We start from the raw sequence: 22,513 nt of genomic DNA on the forward strand, positions 1-22,513 counted from the left end.
GCGCCATGGTTAGTTTTCTCGAATTCGAAAAGCCGATTGCCGAACTGGAAGCGCGCATCATCGAATTGCGCGCCAGCGCCAATGCAGGCGACATCGACATCAGCGGCGAGATCGACAAGCTGGAGCAGCGCGCATCGAAAATGCTGGTCGATACCTATGCCAGGCTGTCGCCCTGGCAGAAGACGCAGGTTGCTCGCCATCCCGAACGTCCGCATTTCAAGGATTATGTCGCGGGCATGTTCGACAATTTCATGCCCCTGGCCGGCGACCGGGCCTTTGCCGACGATCAGGCGATCATCGGTGGTTTCGCGACGCTGGACGAGCGGCGCGTGGTGGTGATCGGCCATGAGAAGGGCGATGATACGGCAAGCCGCGTCCGCCATAATTTCGGCATGGCGAAGCCCGAGGGTTATCGCAAGGCGATCCGCCTGATGCAGCTTGCCGACCGCTTTGGCCTGCCGGTGGTGACGCTGGTCGATACGTCGGGCGCTTTCCCCGGCGTGCAGGCGGAAGAACGCGGACAGGCGGAGGCGATCGCCCGTTCGACGGAGCAATGCCTGGCGATGGGCGTGCCGATGGTGGCCGCCGTGGTGGGCGAGGGCGGCTCCGGCGGTGCGGTGGCGCTGGCGGCTGCCAATCGCGTGCTGATGTTCGAACATGCGGTCTATTCGGTGATCTCGCCCGAAGGCTGCGCCTCCATCCTCTGGCGCACCGCCGAAAGGGCGAGCGATGCCGCAACTGCCATGCAGGTGACGGCGCAGCATCTGAAGGCGCTGGGCGTCATCGACCGCATCGTGCCGGAACCAGTCGGCGGCGCCCATCGCGAGCCGGTGCAGGCGATCGCCAATCTGGGCGCCGCGATCGGGGAGGAGCTGGATTCGCTGTCCGGTCTTGGCGCCGACGCGCTGCGTACCGATCGCGCCGACAAGTTTCTGGCCATCGGCGTCTGACCGCGCGATCCTCTGTTTCGGGGAACATCCGCCTGCTATTGCTCGTTACGCGAAGGTAACAGGGGAGCAGGAAAGGCCGTGGAACGAAGATCATCTCTGGCTGTCGCCGGGCTGGGCCTGATCGTCCTGGCGGCTTCGCCGTCGGCGGAAGGGCAGCAGCGCGCGATTCGGACGGTTTCGTCGATCAGTCCGCAGGAAAAGGAAGCGGGCGCCAAGCAGCATCCGCAGCTTCTCAACGAATTTGGCGGCGCCTATGCCGGGCCGCAGGCGAAATATGTGGAGGGCGTGGGACGACGCATCGCGGTCCAGTCCGGCCTGTCCAATGCACAGGGGGACTTCACCGTCACCCTGCTCAATTCGCCGGTGAACAACGCCTTCGCCATTCCCGGCGGCTATGTCTATGTGACGCGCCAGCTCATGGCGCTGATGAACGATGAGGCGGAACTGGCCGGCGTGCTGGGCCATGAGATCGGCCATGTCGCGGCCCAGCATGGTCAGAGGCGACAGCAGGCGGCGCAGCGCAACGCCATTGGCGGCACCCTGTTGCAGGTGCTGACCGGCGCTTTGCTGGGCGATTCGGCGTTTACCGGCCTGTTGCAGAAGGGAATTGGGCAAGGCAGCCAGCTGCTGACGCTCAAATTCTCGCGCAGCCAGGAATATGAGGCGGACGACCTGGGCATACGCTATCTGGCCTCGGGCGGTTATGATCCAAGGGCCCTGTCATTCATGCTGGCGTCGCTCGCCGCGCAAAGCAGCCTGGACGCCCGGTTTGCGGGCAGTTCCCGATCGGTGCCGGAATGGGCAAGCACCCATCCGGATCCCGCCTCGCGCGTCGGCCGCGCTTCGCGCAATGCAGCCAGCAGCGGGTCCACCAGCACGGTCCGGAACCGTGATGCATTCCTGAACGCGCTCAATGGCGTTCTCTATGGCGATGATCCCAAACAGGGCGTGATCGAGGGCAGCCGTTTCCGCCATCCTGATCTGAGGGTGAGCTTCACCGCACCATCGGGATTCGGCATGGAAAATGGCGCGAGTGCCGTCAGCGTCGTGGGATCGGGTGGCCAGGCGCAGTTCAGCGCCGCCCCTTATTCCGGCGATCTGTCCGCCTATATCGATTCGGTGTTTGCAAAGCTGGGCGGGGGCGTCGGCGGCGTTCCCGCTGGGGAGGTACGGCGCGTTACGGTCAATGGCCTTCCGGCGGCCTGGCGAACGATCCGCGCCAGCACCCAGTCCAGCCAGGTCGATGCGACCGTTTTCGCTTATGATTTCGGCGGCGGGAAGGCCTATCACTTCCTGCTGCTGACGGCGGCGGGACAGGGGATTGGCCCCTTTTCCAGCATGGTGCAGTCAGTGCAGCGTCTTTCAGCCCAGGATGCCGCGGCGATCAAGCCGCGTCGGGTCGAGGTTGTAACGGTAAAGTCAGGGGATACTGTCCAGTCCCTGGCAAAGCGTATGGCTTATACGGATTATCCGCTGGACCGGTTCCTGACGATCAATGCCCTGACGGCGAACAGCGTCCTGCGTCCGGGACAGCGGGTGAAGATCGTTAGCTGGTAAGGACGAACGCAATGAAAAAGGGCGACGGAATTGCTTCCGCCGCCCTTTTTTATCGACCAAGCTGAACTTAGTTCATGTTGTTCGAAACTTTGTTGAAGGTGTTGGTCAGCTTGCCGCCCAGGCTGGTCATCGCGCCAATGGCAGCGACAGCGATGAGAGCGGCGATCAGGCCGTATTCGATGGCGGTGGCGCCCTTTTCGTTCTTCAGCATCTTGCGGATGAACTGCATTGGAAGTCTCCTTGAATTAAATTCCACGTTTAACTACCCGGCCGCCCCCGCTTGAGATGAAGGTCAGCTTGGACTGATGTAGAAGAAGGGGGTTGATAAAGATTTAATGGGCGAAGGAGGTGTCAGATATAGATGGTTAATGCGCCAGGACCTCCGTCGCGACGTTGTTCCACATGCCGATTGTCTTGTTGGCGACGTTGGAAACTGCGCCCATGACAGCCAGACAGATAAGGGCAAGGATCAGCCCATACTCCACCGCCGTGGCGCCGCGCTGGCAATAGATCAGCTTCCAGAAGCTGAAATTTTTGAATAATGCCCGCATGTCGCACCCCATTTACACACAGCCCGGACGCCCTTGTAAAAGGGGCAGGGTTAACAAACCCCTCAAACGGGAACAGTATGACGATAAATTCTCCATTGCTGGTGGTGGCCGCCGCCTTGATCGACGCTGATGGCCGCGTCCTGTTGCAGCAACGTCCGCCCGGAAAGCCAATGGCGCATCTCTGGGAGTTCCCCGGCGGCAAGGTGGAGCCGGGGGAAGCGCCTGAAACCGCGCTGATCCGTGAGCTGGAGGAGGAATTGGGGATCCGCACCCATGCGAGCTGCCTCGCGCCCGCGACCTTCGCCAGCGAACCGCTCGGTGATCGCCATCTGCTGCTGCTGCTTTACGTCTGCCGCAAATGGCAGGGCGTGGCCGAAGCGCGGCATGCGACCGCGCTCCAATGGATCAGGCCCGCGCAGATGTATGCGCTGGAGATGCCGCCCGCGGACCTGCCGTTGATCGGTTTGCTTGATTCCCTGATCTAGAGCGATTTCCAAGCGATCGGAACCGATCGCTGGTCAAGAAATCGCGGAAAACAAGGAAACCAGAGCGGCGATCTGATTCAATCAGATCGAAACCCGCTCTAGCTGCCAGAGCCTTCCTTGCGAAGGCGCGGCCGGGCTGTCCACCCATGCCCGGAATGGGCGGGGCCGGCGTTCCGGAGGAGCCGGCCCCGCTGTGCTTATTCCTCCGCAGCCTTGCTCTGCAACTGGATGTAGTTCTGGATGCCCATGCGATCGATCATTTCGAACTGGGTTTCCAGCGTATCGACATGCTCCTCCTCGCTTTCGAGGATGTGCTGGAACAGGTCGCGACTCACATAGTCGCGGATCGATTCGCAATAGGCGATGGCATCCTTCAGCACCGGCAGCGCTTCATATTCCAGCTCAAGGTCGGCCTTCAGGATTTCCTCCACCGTTTCCCCGATCTTCAGGCGGCCGAGCAACTGGAAATTGGGCAGGCCGTCGAGGAACAGGATCCGCTCGGCCAGCTTGTCGGCATGCTTCATCTCGTCGATGGATTCTTCATATTCGAACTTGGCGAGCTTCTCGATGCCCCAATGATTGAGCATGCGATAATGGAGGAAATATTGGTTGATTGCGGTAAGTTCGTTCTTGAGAACCTCATTGAGATATTCGATGACCTTGGCGTCGCCCTTCATGGCGTTCTTCTCCGGCTGTAGGGGAAAGTGCCTGGATCATAAGCATTTCGCTTCCGTTTGTTAATCCGGAAAGCCGCGGGAATCCGTCATTTTCTGCCGCGCTATTGCGTCAAGTTCGCGTCATTCCGATGCGCTTGATTCGCAATGACTTCAGATGGAGGCGCGTTCGGCCGCGATGATCGTACGGGCGAAGGGCACGCATTGGCCGCATTTCGGCCGGCGACCAAGCCGGGCATAGGCGCTGCAGGGAGTTGCACAACCTTCGCGGGCGACCTCTTTCAGGTCCTTTTCACGGATGGCATTGCAGACACAGACAACCATGCAGATCTCCTGAACAGGGAGATAGCTTAGATGATAATAGGTCGCAATAGGAATTCAGTCGCTGTTGCGAATCTTTTGCGTTTGCCCTCGGGCAAGGCTGCGCCATAGCCATTCCGCCGGGCCCAGGGCGAATCGCCGTTGCCAGAGCGGCGACCAGATCAGCATGATCGCCCATGCCCCCACCACGAACAGCGGCAGCATATGGTGCGGAACATGGCCGAACAGACCCAGCCCCCAGCCATAGAAGATCGCACACATGACAAGGCTGCTGCCCAGATAGTTGCTGAGCGCCAGCCTGCCGACGGCGGAGATCCTCGCGGTCAGGGCTGCGCTGCGGTGACGGGTGAACAGCCACAGGATCAGCGCCGCCCATCCGACCGCCAGCGGGATTCGGAAGGGAAACGACCAGGCCAGTACCGATCCCAGCGCTGTGAGCGGAGCGAACCGGCTGGAAATGATCCATATCGCGAGCATCGCCATCGGGATCAGCCCGATCAGAAAACAGTGGCGCGCCGTTCGCCAATATTGCTCCGCCGCCCAGCGACCGGTCAGGAAGCCGCCCTTCAGCATCGCCATGCCCAGCAGCATGAACCCCAGCGTATCAAACGCGATGAACGGCAGGGTCGTAGGCCACTGCCCACCGAACAGGGCGACGTGATGCAGGACAATGCCGGCATAGCTGCCGCGATAGACGTCATATTCGTTCCGAATCGCCGCATGGGCAGGATTGGACAACGAGTCGATGAAATTGGCGAAACCGGCGCTGACATGGCTGGGCGCGCCGGATGTCGCGGCGGCATGGCCCCAGGCGTAAAGCGTGCCGATGAAGCCCGCGCAGATCAGGAAATGTGCCAGGAAGAAGAAAAAGGCCCATTTGACGAGCGACAGCGGTTCCCGCCGCGCAAAGGGCAGCGCCGCCAGCCCGACCAGCGCATAGATCATCAATATGTCGCCCCACCACAGCAGCAGATAATGGGCGAGGCCGAAGACGAACAGCCAGCCAGCCCGGATTATCTGCGCGCGTGCCCCGTTCCGCCCGGCCATTTCCTCCCTGTCGATCAGCAGCAGCATTGACGCGCCGAACAGCATGGAAAACAGGGCGCGCATCTTGCCGTCGACCAACAGGAAGCTGGCCGTCCAGAAGGCGATGTCGCCTGTGGACAGCCGGCCCGCGGCGGCCGGGCTGAAATAGGCCTGTTCGGGCATGGCGAAGGCCGCGATGTTCATCCAGAGGATTCCCATGACCGCGCAGCCACGCAGAACGTCCATGGCGGGAATCCGGGAGGAGGGGGCGGTCATGGGTCGGTGCGGTCCTCGAAAGGCTGGAAAAGGGAGTGCGGCTCTGTCATTGCGACTAGCCATGAACGGCCACCGCAAGCAACGAATAAGCGACGCATTTGGCGCGGCTGCGGAGCATTATGATGATCACGCCGGACCGCAGCGGCAGGCCGCGGCGCTCGTGGCCGATCTCGCGCAGCGGCAGCGGCGCGACGGCTCCGGCCGGATATTGGAAATCGGTTGCGGCACGGGTTTTCTGACGCGCGACATCCAGGCTCGCTGGCCCGGCGCGGAATTCGTGGTGACGGACCTGTCGCCCGACATGCTGGCCCGCGCCGCCACGGGCGGTTTGGTCGCGGGCACATTCCTGGCGATGGATGGGGAAGCGCCGATCTTCGAAGGCGAATGGTTCGATCTCATCCTTTCCAGCCTGGCCTTTCAATGGTTCGACGATCTGGAGGGCGCGATTGCGCGTCTGGCCGGACTGCTGCGGCCCGGCGGAAGCCTGCTTTTCTCGACCATGGGGCAGGGCAGTTTCACCCGCTGGCGCGCCGCGCATCAGGCCGCCGGATTGAGCGCGGCCATCCCGAATTATCCTACGCTGCAAGGGCTGCGGTCGATGCTGGCGGCTTATGACGACGCCTTCGCCTTTGACGAGGAATATGCCCTGCCGTGCGATGGCGCGAAGGGCTTGATCGCCCATCTCAAGGGCATCGGGGCGGTGGTACCGAACGAAGGGCGCAGGCCCCTTTCGCCGCGCGATCTCCGGCGCGTGATGGCGGTCTTTGACGAAGGCGGCGGCCATGACGTCTACCAGGTGCTGTTCGGCCGGGTGACGCGCAGCGCGGGCGCGGCCGCCGCTGGCATTGCTATGCCTTCAAGGACGCCTCGATCGCCTTGAGCATCGGCGCGCCCTGTAGTGCCGCGGCCCGCGCGCCAAAGAGAAATCCGACATTCCGCCGCTCGTGAAAGTCCCTGAGCGTGACCTGTGCCATGCCCGGCCAACGATAGCTTTCGGGCATGACGGTGATGCCCAGGCCTGCCGCGACCATCTGCATCACCCGCTCGTCATTGGTCGATCGCAGGGCGAAATGCGGGCGGACGCCGCGATCGACGAAATAGCGGCTGGTGGCGGAGAGCGCCTCGCAATGGCGGCGCACGATCATCGTTTCCGACGCTAGTTCCTCGGCCGCCACAACGGTCCGTCCTGCAAACGGATGGCCATCGGCCATGGCGACTGCATAGCCTTCCTCTATGATTGATTGCGTCAGAAATCGGTCCGCGCCGGGCCTGATCAGGGTAAGAGCCACGTCAATCCGTTCCGCGTCCAGCCGGCCCAGCAATTCGCGCTCACTGCCCGGAATGAATTCGATCCTGCCATCGCTGGGCAGGGCGCCGTCGGTCAGGGCATGGGCAATCCGTTCCCCTGAAATGCTCGACAACAGGCCGATGCGTAGCACGGGCACCCGCTTGCTGCTTTCTCCCGCGAGCTCCGCCAGGTTGAATTCGCGCTCGATCCGTCGGGCGTGCGTTACCAGCCTGGTGCCCGCCATGGTCAGTTCGACCCGCTGGTTGCTGCGCAGGAAAAGCGCAGCGCCCACCGCCTGCTCCAGCTTGGCGATGCCCACCGACAGCGTCGGTTGCGACACGAGGCAATGCGCGGCGGCGCGAGAAAAATTGCCCTGGTCCACGACAGCCAGGAAATAGCGCAGCAGATAGCGTTCGATCATAGACAGAAACTATACACTATCCCGCACCGTTTCAATTTTTCCTGAAGGCCGGTGAACGATAGGATGCGCCGCAAGGAGAGCCGCCATGACTGATTTCGACTTCGCGCTGGGGGATAATGCGGAAATGATCCGCGAAACGACGGCGCGTTTTGCTGCCGATCGCATCGCGCCTCTGGCGACGGAAGTCGATGCCAGGGACTGGTTCCCGCGCGACCTGTGGCCCGAAATGGGCGCGCTTGGCCTGCACGGCATCACCGTGGAGGAGGCTGATGGCGGCCTTGGCCTCGGTTATCTGGAACATGTCGTCGCGCAGGAAGAGGTGGCGCGGGCGTCCGCCTCCATCGGCCTCAGCTATGGCGCGCATTCCAATCTCTGCGTCAATCAGATCCGCCGCTGGGCCACGCCGGAACAGAAGGCCCGCTATCTGCCCAGGCTGATTTCCGGCGAACATGTCGGTTCGCTCGCCATGTCGGAAGCAGGCGCGGGATCGGACGTCGTCTCGATGAAGCTGCGCGCCGAGAAGCGTGGCGACCGCTACGTCCTCAACGGGACCAAATTCTGGATCACCAATGCGACCCATGCCGATACGCTCGTCGTCTACGCCAAGACCGGCGATGGATCGCGCGGCATCACTGCATTCCTGATCGAAAAGGATTTCAAGGGCTTCTCCATCGGGCAGAAGATCGACAAGATGGGCATGCGCGGATCGCCCACGGCCGAACTGGTCTTCGACGATTGCGAAGTACCGGAGGAAAACATCATGGGCCCGCTCAATGGCGGCGTCGGCGTGCTGATGTCGGGCCTGGATTATGAGCGGGCGGTCCTGTCCGGCATCCAGCTGGGCATCATGCAGGCCTGCCTCGACGTGGTGCTGCCCTATGTGCGGGAGCGCAAGCAGTTCGGCCAGCCCATCGGTACCTTCCAGCTCATGCAGGCCAAGGTGGCGGACATGTATGTGGCGCTCAATTCGGCGCGGGCCTATGTCTATGCCGTGGCGCGGGCCTGCGACATGGGCAAGACCACCCGTTTCGACGCAGCCGGCGCGATCCTGCTGGCCAGCGAAAATGCGATGAAGGTGTCGCTGGAGGCGGTGCAGGCGCTGGGCGGCGCTGGCTATACCAAGGACTGGCCGGTCGAGCGGTACATGCGCGACGCCAAGTTGCTCGACATCGGCGCGGGCACGAACGAAATCCGTCGCATGCTCATCGGCCGCGAACTGATCGGCGCGTGACTCAGCTGCGGCCCACGAACAGGAAGGCAACCCCCGCCATGATGCAGAGGAAGGCGGCGAAATGGCGCCAGTGCAGCGGTTCGCCCAGCACCGTCACCATGAATCCGCCGAAGACCAGCAGCGCTATGGCTTCCTGCGCGATCTTGAGCTGGCCCGCGCTCCAGCCATGGGCGAAGCCGATCCGGTTGGCGGGTACGGCGAAGCAATATTCGACGAAGGCGATGCCCCAGCTGATCAGGATGACCATGAAAAGGGGTTTGTTCATCCCGCCTTTCAGGTGCCAATACCAGGCTGTCGTCATGAAGAGGTTGGAAATGGTGAGGAGCAGGATGGTCGGCATGGAGGGACTCGGCTTGGGAAGTCCTCTGCCCTCTCGCATCAGCGTGCGGGGGAGCGCAAGGGGATGAGCGCGCCGACCCTTGATACGAAGCTTTCGACGGAGAGCGATTCCTTCCGCGACAATGCGGCGCATAACCGCGCGCTTCGCGATGAACTGTGCGTCAAGGTCGCACAGGCGGCGCTTGGTGGAAGCGAGGCCGCACGGGCTAGGCATGTGGCGCGCGGCAAGTTGCTTCCCCGCGATCGGGTGGAACGGCTGCTCGATCCGGGCAGCCCGTTTCTGGAGATCGGACAGCTCGCCGCCAACGGCATGTATCATGGCGAAGTGCCCGGCGCCGGGCTGATCGTGGGCATCGGCCGAGTGTCGGGGCGACAGGTGATGATCGTCTGCAACGACGCCACGGTGAAGGGCGGCACCTATTATCCGCTGACCGTGAAGAAGCATCTCCGCGCGCAGGAAATCGCGATGGAGAACCGGCTGCCATGCATCTACCTCGTCGACAGCGGCGGCGCAAACCTGCCCAACCAGGCTGACGTCTTCCCCGACCGGGAGCATTTTGGCCGCATCTTCTACAATCAGGCGCAAATGTCGGCACGGGGCATCCCCCAGATCGCCTGCGTCATGGGAAGCTGCACGGCGGGGGGCGCCTATGTGCCCGCCATGTCGGACGAGACGGTGATCGTGCGCAATCAGGGCACGATCTTCCTCGCCGGTCCGCCCCTGGTTCAGGCGGCGACGGGAGAGGTCATCAGCGCCGAGGATCTGGGCGGCGCGGACGTGCACGGCCGCCGCTCAGGCGTGGTCGATCATGTCGCGGAGAATGACGAGCATGCGCTGACCATCGTGCGGGACATCGTGTCGACCCTGCAACCGGCGCCGCGGATCGACCTGAACCTGCGCGAAGCCAGGCCGCCGAAACAGGATCCGGAGGAACTTTACGGCATTGTCCCCCAGGATGTCCGTGCGCCCTATGACGTGCGGGAGGTGATCGCCCGCATCGTCGACGGCAGCGAATTTCACGAGTTCAAATCGCTCTACGGCGCGACGCTGGTCTGCGGTTTCGCCCATATCTGGGGCATGCCGGTGGCGATCCTCGCCAATAACGGCGTGCTGTTCAGCGAAAGCGCGCAAAAGGGCGCGCATTTCATCGAACTCGCCTGCCAGCGGCGCATTCCGCTGCTTTTCCTCCAGAATATCTCCGGCTTCATGGTCGGCGGCAAATATGAAGCGGAGGGGATCGCCAAACATGGCGCGAAGCTGGTGACGGCGGTCGCGACCGCCAGCGTGCCCAAGATCACCGTGCTGATCGGCGGCAGCTTCGGCGCGGGCAATTACGGCATGTGCGGCCGGGCCTACAGCCCGCGCTTTCTCTTCACCTGGCCTAACAGCCGCATCTCCGTGATGGGCGGGGAGCAGGCGGCGAGCGTGCTGGCGACTGTCCACCGCGACGCCGCGAAATGGACGCCGGAGGAAGCCGAAGCCTTCAGGGGGCCGATCCGCCAGAAATATGAGGATGAGGGCAATCCCTATCACGCGACGGCGCGGCTGTGGGACGATGGCGTGATCGACCCCGCCCAGACCCGCGACGTGCTTGGCCTCGCCTTTGCCGCCACGCTCAACGCACCCGTCGAGAAGGCGCCCCGCTTCGGGGTGTTCCGCATGTGATCCAGTCCCTGCTCATAGCCAATCGCGGCGAGATCGCCTGCCGCATCATCCGCACCGCCCGGCGCCTCGGCATCCGCACCGTCGCGGTCTATTCGGATGCAGACGCGAAGGCTCTCCACGTCCGCGAAGCCGACGAGGCCGTGCATATCGGTCCATCCCCGGCCCGCGAGTCCTATCTCATCGGCGACCGCATCATCGCCGCCGCGCAGGCCACGGGAGCACAGGCCATCCATCCCGGCTACGGCTTCCTGTCGGAAAACGCCGCCTTTGCGCAGGCCGTGATCGACGCCGGGCTCATCTGGGTCGGCCCCAATCCCGACAGCATCACGGCCATGGGCCTGAAGGACGCCGCAAAGAAGCTGATGGCCGAAGCAGGCGTGCCCGTCACCCCCGGCTATCTGGGCGAGGACCAGAGCCCCGAACGCCTGAAGGCCGAGGCCGATACAATCGGCTACCCCGTCCTCATCAAGGCGGTGGCAGGCGGCGGTGGCAAGGGGATGCGGCGGGTGGACGCGCCGGAGGATTTCGCCGACGCGCTGCTCTCCTGCCAGCGGGAGGCGGCCTCCAGCTTCGGCAACGACCAGGTGCTGATCGAGAAATATATCCTCTCGCCGCGCCATATCGAGGTGCAGGTGTTCGGCGACAGCCATGGCAATATTGTCCATCTGTTCGAGCGCGACTGTTCGCTCCAGCGCCGCCACCAGAAGGTGATCGAGGAAGCGCCCGCGCCCGGCATGGACGAGGCAACCCGCCAGGCGATTTGCGGCGCGGCGGTGCGCGCCGCGCAGGCGGTGGACTATGTCGGCGCGGGCACGATCGAGTTCATCGCCGACGCCAGCGCCGGGGAGGGCGGGGGCCTGCGCGCCGACCGCATCTGGTTCATGGAGATGAACACGCGTTTGCAGGTCGAGCACCCGGTGACGGAGGAGATCACCGGCGTCGATCTGGTCGAATGGCAATTGCGCGTGGCAAGCGGCGAACCGTTGCCGAAAAGGCAGGAGGAATTGTCGATCGACGGTCACGCCATAGAGGCGCGGCTCTATGCCGAAGACCCTGCAAAAGGCTTCCTGCCAAGCACGGGACAGCTGGAGAGCTTCACCATCCCACACGCCATGAGACAAACGCAATGGAGGGATGAGCGGGGAACTGCGGAACTGTCGACCGACTATGACGTGCGCCTGCGGATCGAAACGGGCGTATCGCAGGGTGACGAAATTTCCCCTTGGTACGATCCGATGATCGCCAAGCTCATCTGCCATGCGGAAACGCGCCAGGAGGCTCTTGTCGGCCTTAACAAAATGTGTTGGGACAGCCGGATATGGCCAGTGAAGACTAATGCGTCCTTTCTGGGATCGCTGGTCGTCATGCCTGACTTTAGACGCGGCAAGATCGATACCGGCTTCATTGAAAGGCATATGGATGACACGGCTTATGAGGTTGATCCGCCTCAATGGATGCTCGACCTGATTGCCGAACGCTTTGTGGAACGGTTCTCACCACAGACTTCTGGTCGCAAAGGACTGCGTCTCAACGCAAGCCCTCAGGCCGAAGTTCGGTTTTCCGATCAGATGGCCCAATATAGGGGACGATGGGATAGCCGGATCGGTTATGACCAGCGCAGCTATCCGCTGATCCAAGACGATGGCGATGCAATATTCGTCACCTTCCAAGGCAAGACATGGCGATTCATGCCCTCCCGGACCGAGGGCGTGATTGGAGGCGCCGCATCCGACGGCGCGATCCTTGCCCCCATGCCGGGTCGCATCATCGCCGTCGCCGTGGCCAAAGGCGAGCGGGTCGCCAAGGGTCAGAAGCTGGTGACGCTGGAGGCGATGAAGATGGAGCACAGCCTTGTCGCGCCCTTCGACGGCGTGGTGGCGGAGCTGGCCGCCAGCGAAGGCGGGCAGGTGAGCGAAGGCACGTTGCTGGTGCTGGTGGAGCGGGAGGAAAGCTAATGGCAGGCCGCTATTATGACGAATGGACTGTTGGCGATCGGATAACCCATGAAATCCGGCGCACCGTCACGGAGACCGACAATCTGCTTTTCTCGACCATGACCCATAATCCCCAACCGTTGCATCTCGATGCCGAAGCGGCCAGGGCGTCCGAATTCGGCCAGATCCTGGTCAACGGCACCTTCACCTTCGCGCTGATGGTGGGGCTGTCCGTGGGTGACACCACGCTGGGCACGCTGGTCGCCAATCTTGGCTATGACAGGCTGGTCATGCCCAAGCCCGTCTTCATCGGCGATACCTTGAGAGCGGACAGCGAGGTGACCGAACTCAAGGAAAGCCGCTCCCGCCCCGAAGCGGGCATCGTGACCTTCACCCATCGCCTCCATAACCAGCGGGATGAAATCGTCTGCCAATGCCTGCGCATGGCGCTGCTGAAGAAGAGGCCGGCATGAAGCTCCGTTCGCTGCTGTTCGTGCCCGCCGACCGTCCCGAACGCTTTGCGAAGGCGGCGGCCAGCGGCGCGGATGCGATCATCCTGGACCTTGAGGATTCGGTCGCGCCGGAACGCAAGGCTTATGGACGGGCGGCCATGGCCGAGTGGCTGGCGTCGCCGCGCGACTGCCTGGCGTTCGTGCGGATAAACCCGCTGGATGGTGATGACAGCCGCGACGACCTGGACGCCGTGCTGCCGGCATCGCCGGACGGTATCATGCTGCCCAAGGCGGAGGGCGCGGACAGCATCCGGGCGCTGATCGCGCGGGCGGGGGGCGCCGACCTGCCGCCGGTCCTGCCCATCGCGACGGAGACTGCCGCCGCCATTTTCGAAATGGGCACATTCCGGCAGGTGAGCGACAGGCTGGCGGGGCTGAGCTGGGGGGCGGAGGATCTGCCTGCGTCGATCGGCGCCTCGACCTCTCGGGAGGAGGATGGCCGCTACACCGCGCCCTTTGAAATGGTGCGCAGCCTGACGCTGTTCGCCGCCCATGCGGCCGGTGTTCCCGCCATCGACACGATCTTTCCCCGTATTGAGGCGATGGACGATCTCAAGGCCTATATCGGGCGCGCGCGGCGTGACGGCTTTACAGGCATGATGGCGATCCATCCGGTGCAGATCGCGGCGATCAACCAAGGCTTCACCCCCAGCGAGGCGGAGATCGCGCGGGCAAGGGCCGTCATCGATGCCTTTGCCGCCAATCCGGGGGCAGGGGTGCTGAAGCTGGACGGCAGGATGATCGACCGGCCCCACCTCATCCAGGCGCAGCGGGTGCTGGCCGCGGGAGAATGAGAAAGGGTCCGGCGGTGCGGCCGGACCCTCCTTCATTTTTTCTGACCTTTATCGGTAGCGACCTTTTTCGAAGCTCGTGCCGCCAACGCCGCTATATCGTTCATTGGCGTCATCGCCCTGCGACCCGAACATCGCCTGCTGCTCGCGCTCCGTCCGCCAGGCGGTCTGTGCCTGTTCCGCCGTCTTTTCCAGCGTCACTTTCTGCGCATCGACCGACCTGATCCAGGATGACGGGATCGAATGATGGACGCCGCCGGATTCCTGGTCACTCTTGGTCAGGACGATGCGGTCGCCGCGCAGCTTGTCGACCGTGCCGACATGCTCGCCATCGCTGCCGACAACTTCCATATGCTCGCGCACCTGCTGCACGGCCTCGCGCTGTTCGCCGCGGCGGGTGCGCCAGGTGCCGAACTCATTGTTGAACCGTTCGCGGTTCTCGCGCTGATATTCGGCATAATCGCGGTCCAGCTCGTCGATCCGCTGCTGGCGCCAGGCATGGTAATTGGCGTCGTGATGCTCGCCATAATCATGGTTCACACCGAAGGAGCGCACCCGATAGCCATGATCCTCGCTGCCAAAGCCGCTGCGTTCGCCGGTATAGGGCGCATAACCGCGATTGGGCAGATAGCGGCTCGTGTTGGAGGCCGAGGCATAGCCGATCCGGCTGCTCTGGTCGCGCGGATCGCCATAGGGGCGGTTGTAATAATCGTCATATTCGCGACGGCGTTCCGCATCCTCGTCACCGAACCAGCTGCGGATTTCGTCTCCCGCACGGTCGAAGAAGCCGCGTTCTTCCGGATCATAATCGTCGGGCAGGCGCCGGTCGCGCGGCCCGCCATATCCGGAACCCGTTCCGCCGAACTGGCCGCGCGTGCCATATTGATAGCCGCGATCGTCCCGCCAGTCGCGCCGCGCGCGGTAACGGTCGGAATCGCGGTCCCAGTCCGTCCAGTTACGATCGCCGTCACCATAGCGACGTCCGCCTTGGTAACCCATTGTCCGTCTCCTTGTCTGCTTTTGCACGACGCCCATTCGGCCGCCGTCACCGCACCAATGAGCATGAAGCCGCATCGTTCCGGGCGTTACGCAGGAGTAATGTCCCGCCTTTGCCCCGGCATAGCTATTGAGCGTGACCTGGGCAGGCCGTTCGCAGCCGCCCCAATTTTGCGCAAAAAGACCGTTGCATGGCCGCAATCGCTCGCTTATAGGCAGCGCTCCTTTACGGGGCCGTAGCTCAGCTGGGAGAGCGCGTCGTTCGCAATGACGAGGTCAGGGGTTCGATCCCCCTCGGCTCCACCATTTCTCTTTGAAATCACTCGATTTTTCTGGGATTTGGGTATTCCGCCTTAAAATTGGGAACGATCCTGTCCGGCGAACGGCATCGGCCACTTTCTTGCTGCCGTTTCCCTCGGATCGAGAAGCCCAGACGGCATTTAACCCGCAAGATGACGTTTGATCGCGGCGCCGCTAGTTTGACGAGACCACCTAGCGCAATTCCCGGTCGGGATGGTTTGTTCAGCGCGGCGGCGTCCTCGGCAATGCGCTATGGACGACTCGCGCCGGAAATGTCAGCCGCACGCGGGACTGCTCCGAAAGATAGGGGGCGACCACCATGGTTATCGAGTTAGGATCCCGCTCGATACGTGCAAGCCGGTCAAGAGCAGTGCGAACCTATCTGGGCTGACCCGAAGTTTTCGCCTCGCATGAGATTCAAGGCAGGCTCTAAATCATAGCACGATGTCTCGCGGCATGGCCAAGCGATTCATGCAACTATCATCACGACTCTATGGTGTTTCCACCGCCATGCCCAGGCTGCCATCAGGCAATATGATCGAACGTTGGTTATCGCAGACATATTCAGAGATCTTGTACGAAAGGGGCTCCTTTTTGTACATGAACTTGAAATTATAATATTCTGAGAGATATTGGGGATCCTCAATCGACACTTCATCTATCAGAAATTTTTCGGCGTCCATGAATATCCTTTCCCTGACTATCATGTTCTTGGAATGGGGAATGTCCATGAACTTTACGTCTTCGCGGATTCCCGCCGTGGTGACCTCGAGAACATCGCCGTTCCATCGCGCCACCGAGTAGCCGAGATAACCCGGATCTATGCTGTCGATCGGCGGCAGATCTTCATCGAGATAAATGCGCCGGGTTTGCGCCATGAATTCGGAGAGCACCGTGATCTGCCTGAGATCAGGATTTTGCAGAATTTGCAGTGCGTAGTGCGCCCACATGATCATGGGGGTTCCGTCGGGCCGGCAAAGGGCGCTATCGTCGGGCAGCGGATGGCCCGCGGCTTCCGCGGCGGCCAGCTTTTCCTGTAGCTGGTGCCATTGCGTCTTATATGGCTCTCTGAGCGGCGGTTCGCCCGGATCCCATTCCGGAGGGTTCGGTTGACCTGAAAAGGTTCCGGGCAATGGAGGATAGTGATTCCATACCCCGCTGATGTTTGGAATGCCCGCAATGGCAGGCATTGTCAGGGCACAGGCGACGAGCACGATCGCAGATCGCAGGATGCCAAGGCGAGGGGAAGAGCATTTCATCGGATTGCTCCCTTCATGGACGAATTTGGGGGAAGCGTCGACGCGCCGGCGCTCGATCCATAGGTGGCGCGTTCACCATGCGCTCATCGATTTGCCGCCCGGCAGCGTGACGGTCTTCAACATCCCGCCAGGCTTGCCGTTGCGTAGAGGATAGAAGGCGACGTCAATCCTGGTTCCGGGCGTCAGCGTGTTGTGCTTCCAGCCCTGATGCCCCATGAGATTGGGGCTGCTGCATTCGAGCGTATAGGTGGTGGAACCGGCAGTCCCGATGACGAAGACATGCGGATTGGTCCATTCGAAACGTGTCACGACCAAGCTCTTAAGTCTGGTCTCCGTCCTTTGGTCAAACATGGCGAAAGAATGATGGCCCAGGGCAGGGAGTGGGATGATGGCCGCTGCCAGAGACGCAGGCGCCATCCATTTTACAAGCGATTTCATATCCGTTCCTTGGTCGAGAGCAGGGACGGCGGCACCATCCCGTGACCCAGTGGAAATCAAAAATTCAGCTGATACTGCACGCCGATCTGGCGTGGGCGGCTGACCACGCCACGAGGCAGGCGCTGATCATTTTCATCCCGCCGATCGAATGACGAAGATGGCTGGTCCCCATAATTCAATCGCTTATCCAACAGATTCTTGACGTAGATCAGAATCTGCGAATGGCCGATATTCAGACCAAGATTGCCATTGACCATGTCGATCGGTTGCCGCGAGAGAAAGCCGCCCTCGCCATCGGGAACCTTGGTCGAGCTGGTGTAGCTATAGTCTGCGGCGACGAACAGGCTGACATCGTCATTGACCGGCGCTTCATAATATCCGGAAATGGTGCCGGTCCAGTTCGGGACCAGGCCCAGGCGGCTATTCGGCGCCTGCGGCAGAACGCCCGGGTCCTTGAGGATTGCGTCGGTGTGACCGAGGCCAAGCTGGATTGACAGAGGCACCTCGGCAAAGGGCTTGCCGGAAATTTCGATCTCCGCGCCGTTTATCCGAGCTTTGCCGGCGTTCGTGGTAAACGATATTCCGCAGATCGGGAGCAGGGTGGCCTGTTGTATGTCAGACCAGTCCATTCGAAATGCGGCGGCTGACGCGCTCAGCCTGCCGCCAGCCAAGCGGCTTTTGGCACCGACTTCATAGCTCCACAGTGTGTCGGACTTATACTGTCCAATATCGTCTACCGTGAGTCCCAGCCTGGCAAGATCATCCCCGCAGAAATCGGGCAGACGCGCCTGTCGGCCCCCAGAACGAAATCCCTTGGACACCGAGGCATAAATGTTGCCGCGGTCGCCGATCTCGTAGGAAAGCACGGCCTTCGGCACCAGGCCCGTCTCCGTGTTGTGCACCGCAGGATTTTCCGACATGCCCGTTTCACCATAGATAAATCCGGTGTCGGTGCTGGCGGCGGTGTTCTGGGTTACCCAATATTTTCGTAGCCCCAGCGTCATGGTGAGCCTGGGCGCCAACTCGTAATAGACTTCGCCAAAGAAGGCGGTGTCGATCTTGCGTGTATCTGCGCTGGCTGAGCTCAAATAGGGAGGAATCAAGCCCGCGTCTTCCATTTCCTGAACGAAAATGCCCGGCGCAATCGAATAGGAGCGTTGATTCTGGTGGAAGAGGCCGACGATGCCGGAAAGATCCGGCAATATCGTGCCCTGGTCGAACGAAAGCCGCACTTCCTGCGTCAGGCGCCGCTCTTTGGAAAGGCTGGTGACATGGAAGGCCGGTCGTCCCAGATCGATGCCTTCATCCTGTTCGAAATATTGGTTCGTACCTTCCGTATTGTCTTCCAGTTCCCGGATCTTGCGCTTGAAATAGCTGCTCGACGATATCACCGAGAAGCCGTCACCTGCATAATTCAACACCAGCGACGCGATACCCCAGCGATCCTTTGAATATTCCTGCACATCGCGGTCGCGTTCCACCGTGTAGGACAGCGGTCTGTAAGCGGGAAGCGGTACGTAGCTGGCGGGAAAGCCGTGCAGCTTGCTGGTCTGCCCGATGCCGTTGATTGTCGCTTCCAAGTCCTCCGTCAGCTTTACGCGCAACGTAACGGAACCCGTATAGGTGTCGTTACGTCCCTGACCTTTTTTTGAAACGAGTTCGCCGGAGGCCGCGTCCGGAAACCGCCGCGTGATGAAGCCCGATTCCCGTGTATAGCCTAGCGCCACGTCCAGGGCGATCCGGTCCGGAACGAGGGCGGCGTTCACCATGGCGCTACCGTCGAAATCGAATCCGCCATTGCGGGTAGCGCCGCCCTGCACCTGCACAGCGCCGCTTGTTTCGTTAAGCGAGGCCCTTTTCGTGATGAATCGAAGCGTGCCACCCATGGAGCTGGCGCCGAACAGCGTTCCCTGTGGCCCCTTCAAGACTTCGATGCGTTCCAGATTCAACGTTTGGGGACTTACAGATGCCGGGACGGGCGTATCGTTGATGTAATAAGCAGTGGTGTCATTGCCGACCACGCCCCTGATCGTGGTTTGACGATCGCCGCTCCAGAGCAGGTTGCCGCCTTGCCCATATTGGAAGCTTAAATTGGGCACTTTGGTCGCATAGTCGGTGAACGTCTGAATATTCTGCTTTTCGAGGAAGTCGGAAGAATAAGCGGTGATGGAGGCAGGGACGTTGGTCAGCGCTTCGTCCCTGCGGCGGGCCGAGACGATGATTTCCGGGACGCTCACTGCCTCCTGATATTCGCCCTTCCTTGCACTGTTCTCCTGTGCATGCGCAGACTCAACGGGCAATGCCAGCGCCGAGCCGGCAAGAAGAAGGACTCCAAAAGGTAGCGACCCTGCGGCCCTGCCTGTGACGATGCCATATCCTGATGGCATCGTCCGAACTTTGGAATATTTCATGGTCCCTCTTTCCCCGTTTGCATGATGCTATTCGCGCCCGCTCGTTGCAGTGCGCAGCGTTTCCTATCGGCAACACATTCTGCAATTTGTGTAGTTTGTTATCGGAAAGTAAACAAAACAGACCAGTGTAACACTGTTCCGAAACGTTCAGATCCTGGCTGTAACGTTACCGGAAACCCGCGTCGGACTGCCGTTGGCTTGAAGGTTGCCCGCAGATTTCCGGTGGAGGGCAAGGAGGGTTGGCGTGATTGGAGGTTGTTACCCTGCGCAGTGCCCGTTTAACGGTTTCGCGACCCCTTTGTACTTCCGCCGGTGCAATGTTCCGTTACGTTGCGAGGCTCACCGGCTGTTTGGGCGGCTGGGTAAATTGAACCAAACCCGATCGGCCGATAGCCCCGGAAGGCAATCGATCAAGCGGCGATCGAACCATGCAGAGCAATTTGGCGCGGCCGCTCGTCGATCAAGGAGATATCCGTGAATGTCTAAAATCAGAATCCGTGCCGGTGTTCTTGGCGCCAGCCTTCTTGCACTCGGTCAACCTTTGGCGGCGCATCATTCCTTTTCGATGTTTGATCAGACCAGGACTTCCGAACTCAAGGGGGTGTCCGTCGCGCAATTTCAATGGGCAAACCCGCATGTATTCGTGGTCATTAAAAAGGATGAGACCACTTACACGCTGGAATGCGGCAGTCCGTCCAACATGTCAAAGACGGGCTGGAAGTTCAATTCGCTGAAACCGGGGGACAGGATCAACGTCAGCTTCTACCCGCTGCGCAATGGCAAGCCCGGCGGCGCACTGAAGGTCGCCACCCTGCCCAATGGGAGCAAACTGGATGCGTGGTGAACACCAGATGCCTCCCAAGGGGCAAGCCAAGCGAGGAAGAACGGAACAGCTGATGCGTTTAGGCCATCCAGGTGGGCTGACTTTCGCATTGACCGCCACGCTGACATGGGTATGCGGCGGCGTCGCACTTGCTGCGCCCATGCCCGCCAGGCCGGCGGCAGTCGCGAGCGTGAAGGCAGAGCCGGACATCTCAGGTGTCTGGGAACGGTATCCCGGCCCGTTTCTGGACGATGACGAAACAAAGCTGACGCCGCCGCCTGGCAAGGGCCCAGAGTTGAAAGAGCCCTATGCAAGCGAGTGGAGAGCCATTCGCAACAAGCGTCAAGCCGGGCTGACAGCGGGCACACCTCTGGTCGACGCCAGCACGCGTTGCCTTCCCGAGGGCACGCCTGGCATCATGGAGGGGATTTATCCTATCCAGATCCTGCAAAATCCGGGGCAGATCACCGTGCTGGCGGAGCTTTTCATGCAGACGCGCCGCATCTATCTCGATGCGCCTTTCCCCGCCCCCGACGATCTAGCACCGTCCTATTTCGGTTTCTCGTCTGGCCACTGGGAAGGGGACATGCTGGTCGTCGAAACGCGCGGCGTGCAGAAGGACCTCCAGTTCTACGATATTCCTCACAGCGATGCGATGACGATTACCGAGCGATATCGCCTGATCGCACCCGATATGCTGCGGCTGGATGTCTCCGTCGAGGATCCGGAATATCTCAAGACACCATATAGTTTCAGCTGGGAGTATAAGCGCAACCGCGCCTATCGAATTCCTGAATATGTGTGCGATCACCGGCTCGACGTGATCAACTCGGACGGCACCGTATCCATGGGTCTCAAATGAGCAGCCGAGGGCATGGCGTTTGATTTCGGTCGAAATCCGGGTAGCCTACCGAGGAACAGGCGAGCGCCAGACGAAATGGTGAATGACGATCGAAGATAGCTCAGTTTCCGAGGTAATGGCCCGCGCTTTGGCGGAAGAAGGTCGCCGGGTGCGGAGCTTTATCGCCTCGAACCGATCGGATACCTTGCTTCGGCTTTTCGATTTTCTGTTGCAGCAGTCCATCGGAGGGCGCCGGCCCAGAGAAGCGGAAATTGCCGAAGAGGTGTTTCAGGAGGGTTCGAGTGAACCGGGGCATCAGGGTTCCAGGGTCCGGGTCGGCGTCTATCGACTGCGCAAGAAACTGGACCTCTTCTATGTCGACAAACCCGGTGCACGCCTGACCATTCGGCAGGGTGAATATGGTCTTGTCCTCGAAACGCCCAGCATTGGGGGCGAGGAAGCCACACCGGTTGCCGAGTCATCGGGAGTGCCCCGCCAAGGTCTCGGTCTGATAGCGGCAGCCCTATCGCTATTATTGCTCATAAATGCCCTGCTGGCCCTGCTGTATTTCAGCCATGTCCTGGGCTCGGGTGATTCCCTTGGCCGTTCAGAACTTTGGCGCTCTTTTAGTGGAGAGAAAAATCCTCCATTAATCGTCATGGGCGACTATTTCATGTTTGTGAGAAAGCAGAAATCGGATAACTCCGATGAGGTTGTGCAGGATCTTTCGATAGAATCATCCGATACATTTTATGCGTATATCGCAAAAAATGTGGAGATGCGGAACATCTTTAATAATGAAGATCTCTATTCGGTAAGTTCAGATGTTTTGAGCCCGGTTAGCCATATTTCATCTTTTCTTGCAAATGTGTCGTCGCGGCCGGTTACAACATCCGAACTCAATCCCGATATGCTGAGGTCGTCCGGAATCATCTATCTCGGGGCGCTTGATGCAATTTCTCCTTTGCTGAGCAATCCGTTGTTTCAGGCTTCGAAGTTCCGTTGTGGTACGACCTGTTATGAGCTGATCGACACATTGTCCGGGCGGCGATTCCTGTCCGACAGTCCCTATTTGCTGGACGACAGGATTGTCCCCCGGCGAGATTATGGTTATGTCGCCAGCTATCCTGGCCCTTCCGGTAACCAGATACTGATCCTGTCAGGAACGGGAGATGCCGGTGCCGCGCAGATGGCCAATGTCGTCATGGACGCAAAAATGGTGGAGGAGTTGCGCCAGCGCCTTGGCGGAAACTTGCGGTCCTTCGAAGCTCTCTACCAAGTCCGCACGATGTTCAATCGAAGCTATGGCAGCAGGTTGCTGATTGCGAGGCCAATCGATTCACAACGGATGTGGGACAAAACGAAGCGTGATGAATAATCGGGCGCGCCCTCGAGCGTTGTCACTATGAGCGGAAACGCTCTG

Annotated in this window: 23 protein-coding genes and 1 tRNA gene; 13 read left to right on the forward strand and 11 right to left on the reverse strand. The window is 60.9% G+C overall.

Annotated elements, in window-relative coordinates:
• The first annotated feature begins 5 nt into the window (after positions 1 to 5).
• Positions 6 to 950: an acetyl-CoA carboxylase carboxyltransferase subunit alpha gene (locus tag MRBLMC3_RS15295; RefSeq protein WP_363830149.1), complete on the forward strand. Its 945-nt coding sequence runs from the start codon at positions 6 to 8 to the stop codon at positions 948 to 950.
• A 78-nt stretch (positions 951 to 1,028) separates the two neighbouring features.
• Complete coding sequence (locus tag MRBLMC3_RS15300) at positions 1,029 to 2,507, forward strand: M48 family metalloprotease (protein WP_363830152.1); 1,479 nt, start codon at positions 1,029 to 1,031, stop codon at positions 2,505 to 2,507.
• A 67-nt stretch (positions 2,508 to 2,574) separates the two neighbouring features.
• On the opposite strand, the gene MRBLMC3_RS15305 is transcribed toward MRBLMC3_RS15300, so the two are convergent.
• Positions 2,575 to 2,736 (reverse strand): Flp family type IVb pilin, encoded by a 162-nt coding sequence (locus tag MRBLMC3_RS15305; RefSeq protein WP_363830155.1) that lies wholly within the window; start codon positions 2,734 to 2,736, stop codon positions 2,575 to 2,577.
• 136 nt (positions 2,737 to 2,872) lie between these two features.
• Entirely contained in the window at positions 2,873 to 3,058 is a 186-nt protein-coding gene (locus MRBLMC3_RS15310; protein ID WP_363737165.1) for a Flp family type IVb pilin, read from the reverse strand.
• A 77-nt stretch (positions 3,059 to 3,135) separates the two neighbouring features.
• Between MRBLMC3_RS15310 and MRBLMC3_RS15315 the strand changes: the two genes are divergently transcribed.
• A complete protein-coding gene (locus MRBLMC3_RS15315) occupies positions 3,136 to 3,543 on the forward strand; it encodes a (deoxy)nucleoside triphosphate pyrophosphohydrolase (protein ID WP_363737164.1) in 408 nt (135 codons plus the stop codon).
• 197 nt (positions 3,544 to 3,740) lie between these two features.
• On the opposite strand, the gene bfr is transcribed toward MRBLMC3_RS15315, so the two are convergent.
• From bfr to MRBLMC3_RS15330, 3 genes are all read right to left on the reverse strand, one after another.
• Entirely contained in the window at positions 3,741 to 4,220 is a 480-nt protein-coding gene (gene bfr, locus MRBLMC3_RS15320; RefSeq protein WP_013847267.1) for a bacterioferritin, read from the reverse strand.
• 150 nt (positions 4,221 to 4,370) lie between these two features.
• A complete protein-coding gene (locus MRBLMC3_RS15325; RefSeq protein ID WP_025547882.1) occupies positions 4,371 to 4,541 on the reverse strand; it encodes a (2Fe-2S)-binding protein in 171 nt (56 codons plus the stop codon).
• Between the two features lie 54 nt (positions 4,542 to 4,595).
• Entirely contained in the window at positions 4,596 to 5,840 is a 1,245-nt protein-coding gene (locus MRBLMC3_RS15330; RefSeq protein ID WP_363830158.1) for a DUF418 domain-containing protein, read from the reverse strand.
• A 61-nt stretch (positions 5,841 to 5,901) separates the two neighbouring features.
• Here MRBLMC3_RS15330 and MRBLMC3_RS15335 point away from each other — a divergent pair, with 61 nt between their 5' ends.
• Positions 5,902 to 6,720 (forward strand): methyltransferase domain-containing protein, encoded by an 819-nt coding sequence (locus tag MRBLMC3_RS15335; RefSeq protein ID WP_363830160.1) that lies wholly within the window; start codon positions 5,902 to 5,904, stop codon positions 6,718 to 6,720.
• On the opposite strand, the gene MRBLMC3_RS15340 is transcribed toward MRBLMC3_RS15335, so the two are convergent.
• Entirely contained in the window at positions 6,689 to 7,549 is an 861-nt protein-coding gene (locus MRBLMC3_RS15340; RefSeq protein WP_363756000.1) for a LysR family transcriptional regulator, read from the reverse strand. The genes MRBLMC3_RS15335 and MRBLMC3_RS15340 overlap by 32 nt on opposite strands.
• Positions 7,550 to 7,634: 85 nt before the next feature.
• Here MRBLMC3_RS15340 and MRBLMC3_RS15345 point away from each other — a divergent pair, with 85 nt between their 5' ends.
• The gene (locus MRBLMC3_RS15345) at positions 7,635 to 8,780 is read left to right on the forward strand and encodes an isovaleryl-CoA dehydrogenase (RefSeq protein ID WP_363830162.1); all 1,146 of its coding nucleotides are present in this window, start codon (positions 7,635 to 7,637) and stop codon (positions 8,778 to 8,780) included.
• Between the two features lies 1 nt (position 8,781).
• Here the strand turns inward: MRBLMC3_RS15345 and MRBLMC3_RS15350 are convergent, their stop codons facing one another.
• Positions 8,782 to 9,120, reverse strand: a complete 339-nt coding sequence (locus tag MRBLMC3_RS15350) for a DMT family protein (RefSeq protein ID WP_363830165.1) — start codon at positions 9,118 to 9,120, stop codon at positions 8,782 to 8,784.
• Between the two features lie 63 nt (positions 9,121 to 9,183).
• Here MRBLMC3_RS15350 and MRBLMC3_RS15355 point away from each other — a divergent pair, with 63 nt between their 5' ends.
• The 4 genes from MRBLMC3_RS15355 to MRBLMC3_RS15370 are packed head-to-tail and all read left to right on the forward strand — an operon-like array spanning position 9,184 to position 14,025.
• A complete protein-coding gene (locus MRBLMC3_RS15355; RefSeq protein ID WP_363830168.1) occupies positions 9,184 to 10,785 on the forward strand; it encodes a carboxyl transferase domain-containing protein in 1,602 nt (533 codons plus the stop codon).
• Positions 10,782 to 12,740 carry an acetyl/propionyl/methylcrotonyl-CoA carboxylase subunit alpha gene (locus MRBLMC3_RS15360; protein WP_363830171.1) on the forward strand — a complete coding sequence of 653 codons (1,959 nt, stop codon included), beginning with the start codon at positions 10,782 to 10,784 and terminating at the stop codon, positions 12,738 to 12,740. Before MRBLMC3_RS15355 ends, MRBLMC3_RS15360 begins: the two co-directional genes overlap by 4 nt.
• Positions 12,740 to 13,192 carry a MaoC family dehydratase gene (locus MRBLMC3_RS15365; RefSeq protein ID WP_363737156.1) on the forward strand — a complete coding sequence of 151 codons (453 nt, stop codon included), beginning with the start codon at positions 12,740 to 12,742 and terminating at the stop codon, positions 13,190 to 13,192. Before MRBLMC3_RS15360 ends, MRBLMC3_RS15365 begins: the two co-directional genes overlap by 1 nt.
• The gene (locus MRBLMC3_RS15370; protein ID WP_363830173.1) at positions 13,189 to 14,025 is read left to right on the forward strand and encodes an HpcH/HpaI aldolase/citrate lyase family protein; all 837 of its coding nucleotides are present in this window, start codon (positions 13,189 to 13,191) and stop codon (positions 14,023 to 14,025) included. The genes MRBLMC3_RS15365 and MRBLMC3_RS15370 overlap by 4 nt, the downstream gene beginning before the upstream one ends.
• Positions 14,026 to 14,073: 48 nt before the next feature.
• Here the strand turns inward: MRBLMC3_RS15370 and MRBLMC3_RS15375 are convergent, their stop codons facing one another.
• Complete coding sequence (locus MRBLMC3_RS15375; RefSeq protein ID WP_363830176.1) at positions 14,074 to 15,021, reverse strand: DUF2171 domain-containing protein; 948 nt, start codon at positions 15,019 to 15,021, stop codon at positions 14,074 to 14,076.
• Positions 15,022 to 15,248: 227 nt separating this feature from the next.
• Between MRBLMC3_RS15375 and MRBLMC3_RS15380 the strand changes: the two genes are divergently transcribed.
• A tRNA-Ala gene (locus tag MRBLMC3_RS15380) sits at positions 15,249 to 15,324 on the forward strand.
• Between the two features lie 485 nt (positions 15,325 to 15,809).
• Here the strand turns inward: MRBLMC3_RS15380 and MRBLMC3_RS15385 are convergent.
• The 3 genes from MRBLMC3_RS15385 to MRBLMC3_RS15395 all read right to left on the reverse strand — a co-directional run bounded on the left by MRBLMC3_RS15385 (position 15,810) and on the right by MRBLMC3_RS15395 (position 19,426).
• On the reverse strand, positions 15,810 to 16,577 hold the full coding sequence (locus tag MRBLMC3_RS15385; RefSeq protein WP_363830179.1) for a hypothetical protein: 768 nt from the start codon (positions 16,575 to 16,577) through the stop codon (positions 15,810 to 15,812).
• A gap of 72 nt (positions 16,578 to 16,649) precedes the next feature.
• Positions 16,650 to 17,015, reverse strand: coding sequence for a DUF6152 family protein (locus MRBLMC3_RS15390; RefSeq protein ID WP_363830182.1), 366 nt, complete (start codon positions 17,013 to 17,015; stop codon positions 16,650 to 16,652).
• 56 nt (positions 17,016 to 17,071) lie between these two features.
• Positions 17,072 to 19,426 carry a TonB-dependent receptor gene (locus MRBLMC3_RS15395; protein ID WP_363830185.1) on the reverse strand — a complete coding sequence of 785 codons (2,355 nt, stop codon included), beginning with the start codon at positions 19,424 to 19,426 and terminating at the stop codon, positions 17,072 to 17,074.
• Positions 19,427 to 19,904: 478 nt separating this feature from the next.
• Here MRBLMC3_RS15395 and MRBLMC3_RS15400 point away from each other — a divergent pair, with 478 nt between their 5' ends.
• From MRBLMC3_RS15400 to MRBLMC3_RS15410, 3 genes are all read left to right on the forward strand, one after another.
• Positions 19,905 to 20,270: a DUF6152 family protein gene (locus MRBLMC3_RS15400; RefSeq protein WP_363737119.1), complete on the forward strand. Its 366-nt coding sequence runs from the start codon at positions 19,905 to 19,907 to the stop codon at positions 20,268 to 20,270.
• Positions 20,260 to 21,111 carry a hypothetical protein gene (locus tag MRBLMC3_RS15405; protein ID WP_363737118.1) on the forward strand — a complete coding sequence of 284 codons (852 nt, stop codon included), beginning with the start codon at positions 20,260 to 20,262 and terminating at the stop codon, positions 21,109 to 21,111. The genes MRBLMC3_RS15400 and MRBLMC3_RS15405 overlap by 11 nt, the downstream gene beginning before the upstream one ends.
• A gap of 82 nt (positions 21,112 to 21,193) precedes the next feature.
• Positions 21,194 to 22,468: a hypothetical protein gene (locus tag MRBLMC3_RS15410; RefSeq protein ID WP_363737117.1), complete on the forward strand. Its 1,275-nt coding sequence runs from the start codon at positions 21,194 to 21,196 to the stop codon at positions 22,466 to 22,468.
• Positions 22,469 to 22,513: the final 45 nt, after the last annotated feature.

The organism is Sphingobium sp. LMC3-1-1.1 (assembly GCF_040676285.1).
Classification (GTDB): domain Bacteria; phylum Pseudomonadota; class Alphaproteobacteria; order Sphingomonadales; family Sphingomonadaceae; genus Sphingobium.

Bases quoted from the DNA above. Each gene is read 5' to 3' on its own strand.
- MRBLMC3_RS15295 (WP_363830149.1), top strand. From the start codon at position 6: ATGGTTAGTTTTCTCGAATTCGAAAAGCCGATTGCCGAACTGGAAGCG.
- MRBLMC3_RS15305 (WP_363830155.1), bottom strand. From the start codon at position 2,736: ATGCAGTTCATCCGCAAGATGCTGAAGAACGAAAAGGGCGCCACCGCC.
- MRBLMC3_RS15310 (WP_363737165.1), bottom strand. From the start codon at position 3,058: ATGCGGGCATTATTCAAAAATTTCAGCTTCTGGAAGCTGATCTATTGC.
- MRBLMC3_RS15315 (WP_363737164.1), top strand. From the start codon at position 3,136: ATGACGATAAATTCTCCATTGCTGGTGGTGGCCGCCGCCTTGATCGAC.
- bfr (WP_013847267.1), bottom strand. From the start codon at position 4,220: ATGAAGGGCGACGCCAAGGTCATCGAATATCTCAATGAGGTTCTCAAG.
- MRBLMC3_RS15325 (WP_025547882.1), bottom strand. From the start codon at position 4,541: ATGGTTGTCTGTGTCTGCAATGCCATCCGTGAAAAGGACCTGAAAGAG.
- MRBLMC3_RS15330 (WP_363830158.1), bottom strand. From the start codon at position 5,840: ATGACCGCCCCCTCCTCCCGGATTCCCGCCATGGACGTTCTGCGTGGC.
- MRBLMC3_RS15335 (WP_363830160.1), top strand. From the start codon at position 5,902: ATGAACGGCCACCGCAAGCAACGAATAAGCGACGCATTTGGCGCGGCT.
- MRBLMC3_RS15340 (WP_363756000.1), bottom strand. From the start codon at position 7,549: ATGATCGAACGCTATCTGCTGCGCTATTTCCTGGCTGTCGTGGACCAG.
- MRBLMC3_RS15345 (WP_363830162.1), top strand. From the start codon at position 7,635: ATGACTGATTTCGACTTCGCGCTGGGGGATAATGCGGAAATGATCCGC.
- MRBLMC3_RS15350 (WP_363830165.1), bottom strand. From the start codon at position 9,120: ATGCCGACCATCCTGCTCCTCACCATTTCCAACCTCTTCATGACGACA.
- MRBLMC3_RS15355 (WP_363830168.1), top strand. From the start codon at position 9,184: ATGAGCGCGCCGACCCTTGATACGAAGCTTTCGACGGAGAGCGATTCC.
- MRBLMC3_RS15365 (WP_363737156.1), top strand. From the start codon at position 12,740: ATGGCAGGCCGCTATTATGACGAATGGACTGTTGGCGATCGGATAACC.
- MRBLMC3_RS15370 (WP_363830173.1), top strand. From the start codon at position 13,189: ATGAAGCTCCGTTCGCTGCTGTTCGTGCCCGCCGACCGTCCCGAACGC.
- MRBLMC3_RS15375 (WP_363830176.1), bottom strand. From the start codon at position 15,021: ATGGGTTACCAAGGCGGACGTCGCTATGGTGACGGCGATCGTAACTGG.
- MRBLMC3_RS15385 (WP_363830179.1), bottom strand. From the start codon at position 16,577: ATGAAATGCTCTTCCCCTCGCCTTGGCATCCTGCGATCTGCGATCGTG.
- MRBLMC3_RS15390 (WP_363830182.1), bottom strand. From the start codon at position 17,015: ATGAAATCGCTTGTAAAATGGATGGCGCCTGCGTCTCTGGCAGCGGCC.
- MRBLMC3_RS15395 (WP_363830185.1), bottom strand. From the start codon at position 19,426: ATGAAATATTCCAAAGTTCGGACGATGCCATCAGGATATGGCATCGTC.
- MRBLMC3_RS15400 (WP_363737119.1), top strand. From the start codon at position 19,905: ATGTCTAAAATCAGAATCCGTGCCGGTGTTCTTGGCGCCAGCCTTCTT.
- MRBLMC3_RS15405 (WP_363737118.1), top strand. From the start codon at position 20,260: ATGCGTGGTGAACACCAGATGCCTCCCAAGGGGCAAGCCAAGCGAGGA.
- MRBLMC3_RS15410 (WP_363737117.1), top strand. From the start codon at position 21,194: ATGACGATCGAAGATAGCTCAGTTTCCGAGGTAATGGCCCGCGCTTTG.